The organism is Nitrospira sp. (assembly GCA_037045225.1).
In the GTDB taxonomy this organism is placed as follows: domain Bacteria; phylum Nitrospirota; class Nitrospiria; order Nitrospirales; family Nitrospiraceae; genus Nitrospira_A.
Window position 1 is genome coordinate 2,262,647 of record JBAOHZ010000009.1, and the last position, 12,805, is coordinate 2,275,451.

The window sequence follows — 12,805 nt, forward strand, 5'->3', positions numbered from 1 at the left end:
TGTGGTAGCGTCCTTCATCAACAATTCCGAGGGTTTTTCATGACCATGGCTGCCGGCAAGGATCTCAAGGCGATCCTCACAAAGCTTCAATATTCCGACGACGCGAAAGTCGTGCAGCAGATCACCGCGCAGATGAAGCAGGTGCAGGCTCGAATGGCCGGCGTCAAGCAGAAGCTGGTCGTGATGAGCGGCAAGGGTGGCGTCGGCAAAAGCATGACGACCGTGAACCTGGCGTTGGCCTTTGCGCGACAGGGTGCGAAGGTTGGATTGCTGGATGTCGATTTGAACGGTCCCTGCGTTCCGCGGATGATGGGTCTGCACGGACAGTCGTTACGCATGACTCCCGAGGGCGCACAGCCTCCTGTCGGTCCTCTGGGCATCAAGGTCGCCTCGATGGATTTTTTCCTCGATGATGCGTCGCCGGTGCGGTGGAAGGGCCCGATGGATCTGAGCCCTGTCTGGCTTGGCCTCATGGAAATGAACGTGATCCGCGAGTTCCTGGCCGATGTGGTCTGGGGAGAGTTGGATTATCTCCTCGCCGATCTCCCGCCGGGCGCCGCTGCTGATAAACCGCCGGTCATCGCGGGATTTATTCCCGATCTGGCCGGTGCGATCGTCGTCACGACACCGTCTGAAGTCGCTTCCGACGTGGTCCAGAAGTCCGTCACCTATGCCCGAGATATGGGCATCCGGGTATTGGGCATCGTCGAGAACATGAGTGAGTATCGATGTCCTGCCTGCGGCGCAGAGAATGAGTTGTTCGAGGGGAATACCGAGGCCATGTGTGAGGTGTTGGACCTGCCTCTGCTCGGCCGTATCCCGTTCGATCGTAAGTTTGCCAAAACGTTCGATAAGGGGCAGCCGCTCCTTGATCCTGAGTATCCGACGATCCAGAAGTATCAGGACATCGTGGGGCGGATTCAAACGTTACTGGATTACAAGAAAGTCCTGGCGGAAAAGCTGTAAGCGCACCGACCCGGAAGGGGGATTCTATGAAGTTCGTTTGCCTGAACTGCGAGACCTACATGACGTTTCAGAAGGTCGAAAAACCCGGTGAGGGCTCACTCGGTGTCTTCTTCGGCTGTCCTTCCTGCGACGCCAAATTTTCCATGGTGACGAATCCAGGCGAGACCCAGATGGTGGCTTCACTGGGTGTGAAACTGGGAGGCCGTACGGAGACGGCGGAACCATTCGAAATGACCCGTGGGACTCTTAAAGAGGAAGCGCAGGCCGGCGCAGGGCAGATGGCCGCCTATCTCAATGAAAAGATTCAGGGCGGGCAGCCGGTGGCGGCTGCTGCGAAGCCCAGCGCGCCGGATGCCGGTGGAGAGAAGACGTCCGGCGGGTGTCCCTTCTCCGCGATGGTCGCAGAAATGGGCCTGACCTCAGGCGGCAAGCCGCAGAACGGAAACGGCACGAGCGAATTCACCTGGACTGCAGATGCCAAGGAGAAGTTGGAGCGCCTGCCGTCGTTTGTAAAGCCGATGGTGCAGAGCAGCGTGGAAGCCTATGCGCGCAAGCATGGATATAAGAGCATTACGCTGCAGGTCATGGATGACTCCAAGAACGATTCACCGAACGGCATCGCCTGGACCAAAGATGCCGAGCAGCGGATGGATAATATTCCTGACTTCATTCGTCCAATGGCCCGTCGTGAAATTGAGCGCATTGCCAAGGAACGCGGATTGGTCGAGATCACGGCGCAAGTGATGGATGAAGCCAAAGAGAAGTTCATGAAGTTCATGTAGCCGACATATGCATGTGTGAGACGAGTGCGCGGCCCATCCGGCAATCCGGATGGGCCTTTCGATTCCTGCCGCCGTGTCCCTCTCGACCGATTCATTGTCTGAGGTGTCAGGCGTTCTGGCTCCCCCTCCTGGGGATGCTCTGCCTTCTTACTCTCCTGTGGAGCGTGTCCCTGTCGCTGGCGCAGCCTGCCGAACCGGAGCATCACCATGCGGTTGCCACTGGGGAACTGTGGGAGGGCTCGCGGCAGGGCATTGCCTACTCAGAGTTTAATCATCATTTGGCTGGCTCATTTTTGTTGCTCATCGGGCTAAGCGAAGTGCGCCAAGCGCTGGGATGGCCGGCATTGGTCTGGACTCGGTTTTTGCTGCCAGGGGCGCTGACCGTGGGAGGGATCTTCCTCTTGATCTGGAGCGATCATGACTCCTGGCCGATCGGGTCGATGACGTTTGTGCAGACGTTCTTCGGGAGCGATGCGGAGGTCCTGCAGCACAAGACCTATGGAATACTGGCGTTGGCTGTAGGCATCGTGGAGTTCCTGCGGAGGCTTGGTTGGTTCGCTCATGCGGTCTGGATGGTGCCCCTCCCACTGTTTGCGGTCGTCGGAGGCCTGATGTTATTCGGCCATTCCCACGGCGATCATCCCGCCGCCCATAAAATAGCGCTCCATCATCTGGCCATGGGCGTGATGGCCGTTACCGCGGGCTCCTCAAAGTTGGTCTCCGGTTGGCGAACCAGGTCAGTCGTCACCGAGCGTTCGTATTGGGAACTGCTGTGGGCGAGCCTGGTGGTGATCATCGGTCTGCAACTCCTCGTCTACTCTGAGTAGTGCGTTCCTCGCAGCCCATGGGCCTCGCCTCGCGTTGACACCTCCGGGATGACTGTGTTAGCTCTACCTTTTTAATCAGCCATTTGAACGGGCTCTGAATTCGGCCAGATCGACGGTCGCTGCGAGCCAAGAGGAGTCGCCATGGGTGGCCATAGCCATTGGGCAACAATCAAGCGGCATAAATCAGCGGTCGACGCGAAGCGGGGGAAGGTTTTTACCCGTATCATTCGCGAGTTGACGATTGCGGCGCGGTCAGGCGGTGACCCCGATGGCAATCCACGCTTGCGGTTGGCCATTGCGAAGGCCAAAGAAGCCAACATGCCCGGCGATAACATGAAGAAGGCTATCCAGCGCGGCACGGGTGAATTGCCCGGCGTGACATATGAAGAGTTTACCCTCGAAGGATACGGTCCAGGAGGTACGGCGGTGCTGATGGAGATCACCTCTGATAATCGGAATCGCACCGTGGCCGAGATCCGCAATTTGTTGACTAAGAACGGCGGCAATATGGCGGAGGCGGGTGCCGTCGCCTGGCAATTCCACAAAAAAGGCGTGTTGGTCGTGGAGAAGGGCAAGATGGAGGAGGATGCGCTGTTGAGCCTCGCCCTGGAAGCCGGCGCCGAAGACGTGAAAGTGACCGACAGGGCGTTTGAAGTCCTCACCGACACCCACGATTTTGAGGCCGTCAAAAAAGCGGTCAGCGATGCGAAAATCGAATGCACGCTTGCCGAAATAAACTTCATCCCGCAGAATACGATTGCGTTGGAGGAGAAGGCCGCCGAGCAAATGTTGAAACTCATGGAAATTCTGGATGAGCACGACGATGTGCAGAAGGTCTATGCGAATTTCGACATCTCCGACGAAGTTATGGAGAAAGTCGCCGCCGCTACTGCCTAGTTCGGGAGGATCGCCACTGAGTATCGACGCGGCCGCAGTCTCTTCCCCAGGTACGTCGTACCACCGCACCCCCCTGCTACCCACATGATCGCCTTATTGACGGGCCTGTTGGCCTTCAAGGCGCCTGCTCTCGTCACGGTCGATGTGCACGGTGTGGGCTACGAAGTGTTGATTCCGCTCAGTACCTACTATGCGCTCCCCAATCCGAGCGAGTCCGTGACGCTTCGGATTCATACCCATGTGCGCGAAGATGCGATTCAGCTGTATGGCTTTCTCACGGCTGCTGAGAAAGAGGCCTTCCTCTTGTTGACCGGCATTTCCGGCATAGGGCCCAAATTGGGACTCAGCGTGTTGTCTACGCTGTCGGTGCGCGATCTGTTTTCAGCCATTCAAGCCGGTGATATCGAGAAGCTGGGCACGGTCTCGGGGGTCGGGAAAAAGTCCGCAGCCCGGATCGCGCTGGAATTGAAAGATAAGGTGGCGCGGCTCCATCCTGCTGGTGAACAAGTGGGGACGGAGACCGGGCGGCCCGAAAACCCGCTCTACGAAGATGCCTTGTCGGCATTGGTGAATCTCGGGTACCGGCCGCCTGATGTGAAAGAGGCTCTGAAGAGGGTGGAGAAGTCCGGCGCCATGGCGCAGGGGCTGGAGGGCGTGATTCGCGAGGCACTTAAGGACCTAGCCAAGGGGTGACGCATGCTGAAGTTGTTGCAGAGTCAAGGGGAGAGCCGCTGGTGGGTTGGGTCGGTGAGGCTGATCCTGGTGGCTGCATGGTTCTCACTCGGATCAGCCGGGCTTGCCGGCGCGACCGATGCGCCAGAGGAGCCGAAGAGCATCCGTAAGACCTGCGGGAAGTGTCCTGAAGGCTACGCCACCACTGGTGTCATCCAGGCGCCGGAGTTGTGCAAAGACGGCGAGCCGACCCTTGTGCAATGTGTGCCGTTGGGGGGGAACCTGCTGGCCGTGTGCGGGGCCTGTCCTGAAGGGTATACAGAGGTTGGGCGCTCGAATGTCCCTTCGCGTTGCGGCTCCACGGACGGCGGACTCGTTTCGCAGTGCCAGTTGCAGAACATGGGCACTACCATGCCGGACCCCAGTCAAGGCGGAGTCAGGTGCCCGCCCGATTGTGGGAGCACGGCTGCGCCCGGCCAGGGGGCCGTACCCTCGCCGCCGAAATTCAGACCCTCACCAGAGGGCAGGTAACATCGAAGTCTTGTTCGGGCGGATCGTCTTATGTCAGACCGCACAGTGAGCAACCAATTGACCGACGATGAACGTGGCCTCGAAGCCGCGCTGCGCCCACATAGCTTGCAAGAGTATGTCGGCCAGTCACGGATGAAGGAATCGCTGGAGATCTGTATCGAGGCGGCCAAACGTCGCGGCGAAGCGCTGGACCATGCGATTTTTTACGGCCCACCGGGGCTCGGGAAGACGACGATTGCGCATATCATCGCGCGGGAGATGGGCTCGGCCATTCGGTCGACCTCGGGCTTGGTTCTGAGCCATGCCGGGGATCTCGCGGCGATCTTGACCAATCTTCAAGAACGGGACGTGCTGTTCATCGATGAAATCCACCGCCTCCCGGCCTCGGTGGAGGAAGCCTTATATCCGGCGATGGAGGACTACCAGCTGGATTTGGTGGTCGGCCAAGGGGCGTCCACGAGGACCGTGAAGTTGGAATTGCCGCGGTTTACGCTGGTGGGAGCCACGACCAGGGCCGGAGCATTGACGTCGCCGTTGCGGGATCGGTTCGGCTTGGTTCACAGGCTGGAGTTTTATTCGTCGCAGGAACTGACGTCGATCGTCACGCGTTCGGCCGGCTTGCTGAATATTCCGATCGACGAGGCCGGTGCGGCGGAAATTGCTCGCCGGGCTCGTGGCACGCCGCGCATCGTGAATCGACTGATTAAGCGTATCAGGGACTATGCCGAGATCAAAGCCGGCGGTCGAATCACCAAGCAGGTGGCGCAGGATGCGTTGGTCTGGTTGGCGGTCGATGCCGCCGGATTGGATGAGATGGACCGGCGCATTCTCCTGACCGTCATCGAGAAGTTCAACGGCGGGCCGGTCGGAGTGGATTCCCTGGCGGCGGCGGTGCAGGAGGACAGGGGCACGCTTGAGGATGTCTATGAGCCGTATCTGATCCAGGCGGGTTTTTTGGAGCGTACCGGTCGTGGCCGGCAGGCGACCAGGCTGGCCTTCGATCATTTCAAGAAACGAAAAGATCTTCTCTCGCTTTCCAGTGACGATACATCTGTCGCAACTCCTTGAATCGCCGCACCTATCCTTGCAATGCCCGCGCTGGCTCCTGTAGGATACCCACTTGTCCAAGTTCAAGCCGTGGGCTTGGAATCGTTTCGCGGTCTCGTCTCTCACGAGGCAGGATGCGCGAGGAGGGAGTCCCCCCGTCATGTCTGAAGACCTGCAAGGACATCGTCAGGAAATCGACCGGATTGACGATCAGATTTTGCGCCTTTTGAACGAGCGCTCGAAATCCGTGATCGAAATCGGAAAACTCAAGAAACAGAGGGATGCGGATGCGCATCTGCATACACCGGCCCGAGAGGCGGCGATTTTTGACCGTCTGAGCAAGCAGAACACCGGCCCTTTTCCCACCGATGCCATCCGGGCCGTGTATCGAGAGATCATGTCGGCCTCATTGTCTCTGGAGGGGCCTCAGAAGGTCGCCTATCTCGGCCCGAGAGCCACGTTTACGCACATGGCCTGCATGCAGAAGTTCGGGTCGTCGGCTCAATACATTCCGGTCAACAGTATCAAAGAGGTGTTCAGTGAAGTCGAGCGTGGTCGCGCTCATTTTGGGGTGGTGCCCATTGAAAATACCACCGAAGGAGTGGTGAATCACACGCTGGATATGTTCGTCGATTCCAGTTTGCTCATCTATGGAGAGGTCCTGCAGGAGGTGGCGCACCACCTGATGTCCAAGAGCGGGGCCACAGGAGATATTAAGCGGATCTATTCGCACTCGCATGCCATTGCCCAATGCCGTAATTGGTTGGAGACAAATCTGCCGCATGTGCCGGTGTCTGAAGTGGCCAGCACGGCCCGGGCGGCCGAATTGTCCGTCGACGATCCGTCGGCCGCCGCAATCGCATCCGAACTGGCGTCCCAATTGTACGGGCTGAAGGTCATCACGGCCCGAATCGAAGACAACATCAATAACTTCACCCGGTTCTTGGTGCTCTCGCAGAAGGCCCCGGAACGGACGGGCCGCGACAAGACGTCGCTGATGTTGTCGGTGAAGGACAAGGTGGGCGCCCTGTACGACTTGTTGCGACCCTTTGCCTCGCATGGCCTCAACATGACCAAGATTGAATCCCGCCCCTCACGCCGTAAGGCCTGGGAATACATTTTCTTTGTGGATATCGAGGGGCACATCGATGAGGAACGGGTCAAGAAGGCGGCCGACGAGGTCAAGAGTCGCTGCCTCTTTATGAAGATTTTAGGGTCGTATCCCGCCTATTCTTAGAGGCCCGAGTCACGCCATGCCATTGAAGGTACATCCCGATATTGCCTCCCTTGTTCCGTATGTTCCTGGAAAGCCGATCGAAGAGCTGCAGCGAGAGTTAGGCCTTGCGCGGGCGATTAAATTGGCGTCCAACGAGAACCCGATCGGGCCGTCGCCCAAAGCCCTCGCCGTCTTGGGTGACACCGCTTCGACGCTGCATCGGTATCCGGACGGGGGAGCGTTTCGATTACGTGGGGCCCTGGCCGAACGGTGCAAAGTCACGCCTGATCAGGTCATTCTCGGAAATGGCTCGGACGAACTCCTTGGCCTGCTTGCGCGAACGTTTTTGTCGCCGGGTGACGAGGCCGTGATGGCCGAGCACACCTTCGTGATTTATAAGATGGAGGTGAAGGCGGCCCACGGTGTGGCCGTGGAGGTGCCGCAGAAAAATTGGCACCACGATTTGCCCGCGATGGCGGACGCGATTACCGACAACACTCGCCTGCTGTTTATCTGCAATCCGAACAATCCGACCGGGACCATGGCGACCAAGGCCGAGGTGGCGGCGTTGATGGCGCGCGTGCCTGAGCAGGTGGTGGTGGTGTTCGACGAGGCCTATTACGAGTATGTGCGACATCCTGAATTCCCGGAGTCGCTCGGGTATGTGAAGGCCGGTCGCAATGTCATCGTGCTGCGGACCTTCTCTAAAATCTACGGCTTGGCCGGGCTCCGGATCGGCTATGGAATTACCACGCCGGAGATTACGAACTACTTGAATCGAATCCGTCCGCCCTTCAACGCCAACAGTATGGCGCAACGCGCCGCGTTAGCGGCCCTGGACGATGACTCGCATGTGGGGACGAGTCGAGCCCTCAATCATGCGGAAATGGACAAGGTTCGGGCGGGCTTGCGGAGACTGGGATTTGAGGCCTTGCCCAGCGAAACGAATTTCCTCTATTTCGATGTCGGAAGAGACGGCCGGGAGGTATTCGACGCATTGTTACGGAAGGGCATCATCGTCCGCCACATTGACGGCCAAATGCTGCGGGTGACCATCGGCCTCCCGGAAGAAAATCATCTATTCCTGAGCGCGCTTGAAGATGTGACGCGCGCTCCTCGATAAGGAAAGCGAGACGAGATCATGATTATTGTCTTGAAGCCCGAGGCGTCGGAGCGCGAAGTCGATCATATTATCGACCGGCTTCGTGAGCTGGGATTGAAATCGCACATTTCGGCTGGCCAAGAACGGACCATCATCGGGGTGATCGGGGATGATCGCATCTTGCACAATCAGCCCCTCACTGCGTTGCCCGGTGTTGAGAGCGTGTTGCCGATCCTGGCTCCGTGGAAGCTAGTCAGCCGGGAGTTTAAGAAAGACAATACGATCATTGACGTCAATGGCGTCAAAATCGGCGACAAGAAAATCACGATCATGGCCGGTCCCTGTGCGGTCGAGCGGTTGGAACTGACCGTGGGCATTGCCCATGAGGTCAAATCGTCCGGGGCGACCATTCTCCGTGGAGGCGCGTATAAGCCGCGCACGTCGCCCTACTCCTTTCAGGGGCTGGGACGCGAAGGGCTGGATTATTTGGTCGAAGCCAAAAAACAGACCGGCCTTCCGGTGGTCAGTGAGATTCTGGACACTCGCGACATCGAGCTGTTTCTTGAAAAGGCCGACATCATCCAGGTCGGCGCTCGAAATATGCAGAATTTCGAGTTGCTCAAGGAGGTCGGGGCCTACGATAAGCCGGTCTTGTTGAAGCGCGGCCTCTCGGCGACGATCAAGGAATTCCTGCTCTCCGCTGAATACATCATGTCCCGCGGAAACCGGAATGTCATGTTGTGCGAGCGCGGCATCCGCACGTTTGAAACGCAGTATCGAAATACCTTGGATATGGCTGCCATTCCGACGCTCAAGAGTCTGTCGCATCTGCCGGTCATCGTGGATCCCAGTCATGCGACGGGCAAGTGGGATCTGGTGGCGCCCATGTCGAAAGCCGCGATCGCCGCCGGCGCCGACGGACTTTTGATCGAGGTCCATTCCAATCCCGAATGTGCGCTCTGTGATGGCGAAGAGTCGATCCGGCCGTCGAAATTTAAAGAGTTGATGGGGGATTTGCGCAAGATTGCCGCCGCCGTCGATCGAACGTTGTGAGTGGCGTGGCACTCGTTGTTCTGCGGCGCCCGGCTTTGTACGCGCCAGAAATACCTCGACGATGAAACCGCATTTTAAACAGGTGGCGATTGTCGGCGTCGGGTTGATCGGTGGCTCGCTGGGGATGATCATGCGTCAGCAGAAGCTGGCAGATTCCGTCGTCGGCATCGGGCGACGCGTCGAGAATCTCAAGACGGCCGTCGAGGTGGGCGCCATCGACCGATATGTGTCGGATCCGCGTGATGGCGTGGAAGGGGCGGACTTTGTGCTGCTCGCGACGCCGGTGGATACCTATGAACGGCATCTGCAGGAATGGGCCGCTTGTCTCGCGCCTGGGGCGATCGTGAGTGATGTGGGCAGTGTGAAGGGTGATCTGGTCACGCGTGCCGAGGCTCTTCTTCCGCCGTCCGTGCGGTTCGTCGGTGCGCATCCCATTGCGGGCAAGGAAAAGACCGGCGTGGCGGCAGGATCCGAGACCCTGTTTGCAGGGGCGCGCTGCATTCTGACTCCCACGCTCAGGACGGATGCCGAGGCGCTCCAAACTGTTCGGGCGCTCTGGGAACTTGCGGGTTCGGTTGTGCTGGAGATGGACCCCTTTCTACACGACAAGATTCTCGGGGCCGTCAGTCACTTGCCGCATGTCGCTGCATTTGCGTTGATGACGGCACTGGCGGATGTGCGCGACCATGGGGTCCCCGAGCTGGATCTGGCAGGCCATTCCGGCGGCGGATTACGCGATACCACGAGGATTGCGGCCAGCTCGCCGGAAATGTGGCGAGATATTTTCCTGTGGAACCGGGACAATGTGGTGTCGTTGATCGAGACGTATGAGCGCCACCTCGGCGAACTGAAGCGCTTGATTGCTGCCGGTGACGCCGCGGGGATCGAGAAGCAGCTGGAGAAGGCCAAGTATGAACGGGAACAACTCACGGCCCGCCCATCGGGGAAGAGCTAGGCTGAGATGGCATCCTTAACCATTACCCCGGGACGTCCGCTGAAGGGGACCACTGCGGTTCCCGGCGACAAGTCCGTCACCCATCGAGCGATCATCCTCACGGCCCTCGCCGAAGGACTCAGCCAGGTCACCGACTATTGTCGCGGCGAAGATTGTTTGAATACCATGCGCGCGTTCCAGTCGCTGGGCGTGCGGATCGAGGAGACTCCGGAGCGGTTGACGGTCCATGGTAAAGGTATGTGGGGTCTCACGGAGCCGTTCGGCCCAATCGATTGCGGCAATTCCGGAACCGGTATTCGGTTGATAGCCGGCTTGCTGGCGGGGCAGGATTTTTTTACGGTCCTCACCGGAGATGAATCGATCAGACGTCGTCCGATGGGACGCGTCGTGAAACCGCTGCGAACGATGGGGGCGACGATCGCCGGACGCAAGGGCGGGGAATTGGCGCCGTTAGCGATTACCGGGACGCGGCTGAAGGGCATCTCGTATGTGTCGCCGGTTGCGAGCGCGCAGATCAAATCGTCGCTGCTCTTTGCCTCATTGTATGCCGATGGGATCACGACCATTTCTGAACCGCGGCTGTCGCGCGATCATACCGAGCGCATGTTTGCCTACTTCGGAATTCCGTTTCATCGCGACGGGTGTACGGTTCGGATCGAGGGCCGTCCCTCGGTACGGTGGGGCGGGAAATCGGTGGTGGTGCCAGGTGACCTATCCGCAGCGGCATTTTTGGTGGTCGGTGCGTCGATTGTGCCGAATTCCGATGTGACAGTACGGTCGGTCGGCATGAACCCCACACGGACCGGCCTGTTAGAGATCTTGCGTCAGATGGGTGCACACATCGAGGTGCTCAACCCTCGTGAAGAGGCCGGAGAGCCGGTTGCGGACCTGCGAGTACGGTCGATGCCCCTGAAGGGAGTCCGGATCGGGCCGGAACAGATTCCGCAGACCATCGATGAGTTCCCGATTCTGTGTGTGGCCGCATCCGTCGCCGAGGGGGAGACAGTGATTACCGGGGCGGAAGAGTTGCGAGTGAAGGAAAGCGACCGTATCGCGACGATGGCGACTGAGCTCCGGGCGATGGGTGCGCGGATCGAGGAACGGCCTGATGGCATGGTCATCGAGGGGCTGGGTCGCAATGGCGTGAACGGCTCGCTGACAGGGGCCACCTGCGCGAGTCACGGCGACCATCGTGTGGCCATGTCCGTCGCGATCGGAGCCCTGACCGCGTCACAGCCGACCCAGATCGAGGACACGGCGTGTATCGACACCTCGTTCCCGAACTTTGAGCGTACGCTCTTGGACCTGTTGACTGATTCTGGGAAACGTCTATAGTGCGAGGATCGCGTGAGTGAGCGAGACATGTCGAGCCGCGGGAAGCGGGGTCTGATCATCGCCATCGATGGTCCGGCTGGTGTCGGCAAGAGTACGGTGGCCAGACTCCTGGCGCTACGGCTCGGATACCTCTACCTTGATACAGGCGCCTTGTATCGTGCCATCGCGTGGAAAGTGCACGACACGGGGCTCAGTCCGGATGAACACCTCGCCATTACCGCGCTGCTCCCTAAGACGACGCTGCATATGGCCTGTGGCCCCGAGCAATCCCATGTGTTACTGGACGGACGCGATATTACGGGCCAATTGCGCACGCCGACCGTGACGGCACTGGCATCCATGGTATCGGCCATTCCAGCCGTTCGGGAATGGCTGCTGCCGGTGCAACGGCAGATTGGCGCCGAGGGGTGTGTCGTGGCGGAGGGGCGGGACATCGGGACCCGCGTCTTTCCGGAAGCGGACGTGAAATTTTTCCTTGAGGCCGACGCCGAGGTCCGGGCGACGCGACGACATCGTGAGTTGGTGGCGGCGGGTCACTCGGTTCAATTTGACCAAACGAAACGCGATATGACCGGGCGGGATGATCGCGATCGGTCCCGTACCGTGGCACCGCTGATTCCCGCGCCCGATGCCGAGCGGATCGATACGTCGAGTATGCCGGCAGAGGCAGTCGTTGAGCACATGCTGGCTGTGATCACGGCGAGATTGTGAGCTCGGCACTGTATGGCCTGTTATGGGTTCTCTCTCGCACCATCGGATGGCTGTGTTTCCGGTATCGCACCGTCGGAACGGTGCCGCGGCAAGGCGGATTCCTGATCGCCTCGAATCATGCCAGTTATTTGGATATTCCGTTGCTTGGTTGCGGGATTCCTCGCCGGGTCTGGTACATGGGGCGGCACGATTTGTTTCCCATGCCGCTGCTCAACGGCCTGCTGCAGGCCCTGGGGTGGATTCCCTTACGGATCGGCCGTCTGGATCGCGATGCGTTCAGTAAAGCGGTCTTGTTGATTCAGGAGGGGAAGGCCGTCGCCATTTTCCCTGAAGGGGGGCGGACGATGACCGGTGCGTTGAAGCCCGGCAAACCGGGAATCGGGGTGATCGTCTCGCAGACGGGCTGTCAGGTGGTGCCGGCGCATATCGGCGGCACGTTTGATGTCTTGCCACCCGGCGCCAAGTGGCCGAGGTTTCGGCGCGTGACGGTGGCCTATGGCGAGCCGTTGGATTTTTCAGCGGACGCCGTGCGGTTGGAAGGCAAAGCGTTTTATCAACATGTCAGTCGGACGGTGATGGCGAAGATTGCTGAGCTCGGACAGGTTCCGATGCCAGGGGACTGGCCGGCGAACGCCGGGCAGCCTCACGATCCCGCCGCAACACCAACAGCCAAGTCTTGCAACGCTGAGTAAGACTCGGTTTTTCTCACTA

14 protein-coding genes are annotated in these 12,805 nt (G+C 59.3%); all 14 read left to right on the forward strand.

Annotated elements, in window-relative coordinates:
* The first annotated feature begins 39 nt into the window (after window positions 1–39).
* The gene (locus V9G17_11445; protein MEI2753205.1) at window positions 40–966 is read left to right on the forward strand and encodes an Mrp/NBP35 family ATP-binding protein; all 927 of its coding nucleotides are present in this window, start codon (window positions 40–42) and stop codon (window positions 964–966) included.
* Window positions 967–992: 26 nt separating this feature from the next.
* On the forward strand, window positions 993–1,748 hold the full coding sequence (locus tag V9G17_11450; protein ID MEI2753206.1) for a PCP reductase family protein: 756 nt from the start codon (window positions 993–995) through the stop codon (window positions 1,746–1,748).
* Between the two features lie 164 nt (window positions 1,749–1,912).
* Window positions 1,913–2,575 carry a hypothetical protein gene (locus V9G17_11455; protein ID MEI2753207.1) on the forward strand — a complete coding sequence of 221 codons (663 nt, stop codon included), beginning with the start codon at window positions 1,913–1,915 and terminating at the stop codon, window positions 2,573–2,575.
* 141 nt (window positions 2,576–2,716) lie between these two features.
* Entirely contained in the window at window positions 2,717–3,472 is a 756-nt protein-coding gene (locus V9G17_11460; GenBank protein ID MEI2753208.1) for a YebC/PmpR family DNA-binding transcriptional regulator, read from the forward strand.
* Between the two features lie 84 nt (window positions 3,473–3,556).
* On the forward strand, window positions 3,557–4,165 hold the full coding sequence (ruvA, locus tag V9G17_11465; protein ID MEI2753209.1) for a Holliday junction branch migration protein RuvA: 609 nt from the start codon (window positions 3,557–3,559) through the stop codon (window positions 4,163–4,165).
* Window positions 4,166–4,168: 3 nt separating this feature from the next.
* On the forward strand, window positions 4,169–4,675 hold the full coding sequence (locus V9G17_11470) for a hypothetical protein (protein MEI2753210.1): 507 nt from the start codon (window positions 4,169–4,171) through the stop codon (window positions 4,673–4,675).
* A 30-nt stretch (window positions 4,676–4,705) separates the two neighbouring features.
* Window positions 4,706–5,743: a Holliday junction branch migration DNA helicase RuvB gene (gene ruvB, locus V9G17_11475; GenBank protein ID MEI2753211.1), complete on the forward strand. Its 1,038-nt coding sequence runs from the start codon at window positions 4,706–4,708 to the stop codon at window positions 5,741–5,743.
* Window positions 5,744–5,882: 139 nt separating this feature from the next.
* Window positions 5,883–6,959 carry a prephenate dehydratase gene (pheA, locus tag V9G17_11480; protein ID MEI2753212.1) on the forward strand — a complete coding sequence of 359 codons (1,077 nt, stop codon included), beginning with the start codon at window positions 5,883–5,885 and terminating at the stop codon, window positions 6,957–6,959.
* A 16-nt stretch (window positions 6,960–6,975) separates the two neighbouring features.
* On the forward strand, window positions 6,976–8,061 hold the full coding sequence (gene hisC, locus V9G17_11485) for a histidinol-phosphate transaminase (protein ID MEI2753213.1): 1,086 nt from the start codon (window positions 6,976–6,978) through the stop codon (window positions 8,059–8,061).
* A gap of 18 nt (window positions 8,062–8,079) precedes the next feature.
* Complete coding sequence (gene aroF / locus V9G17_11490) at window positions 8,080–9,093, forward strand: 3-deoxy-7-phosphoheptulonate synthase (protein ID MEI2753214.1); 1,014 nt, start codon at window positions 8,080–8,082, stop codon at window positions 9,091–9,093.
* Window positions 9,094–9,154: 61 nt separating this feature from the next.
* Window positions 9,155–10,048: a prephenate dehydrogenase/arogenate dehydrogenase family protein gene (locus V9G17_11495; GenBank protein ID MEI2753215.1), complete on the forward strand. Its 894-nt coding sequence runs from the start codon at window positions 9,155–9,157 to the stop codon at window positions 10,046–10,048.
* A 6-nt stretch (window positions 10,049–10,054) separates the two neighbouring features.
* A complete protein-coding gene (gene aroA / locus V9G17_11500) occupies window positions 10,055–11,383 on the forward strand; it encodes a 3-phosphoshikimate 1-carboxyvinyltransferase (GenBank protein MEI2753216.1) in 1,329 nt (442 codons plus the stop codon).
* Window positions 11,384–11,410: 27 nt separating this feature from the next.
* On the forward strand, window positions 11,411–12,094 hold the full coding sequence (gene cmk, locus V9G17_11505) for a (d)CMP kinase (GenBank protein ID MEI2753217.1): 684 nt from the start codon (window positions 11,411–11,413) through the stop codon (window positions 12,092–12,094).
* Window positions 12,091–12,786 (forward strand): lysophospholipid acyltransferase family protein, encoded by a 696-nt coding sequence (locus V9G17_11510; protein MEI2753218.1) that lies wholly within the window; start codon window positions 12,091–12,093, stop codon window positions 12,784–12,786. Before cmk ends, V9G17_11510 begins: the two co-directional genes overlap by 4 nt.
* Window positions 12,787–12,805: the final 19 nt, after the last annotated feature.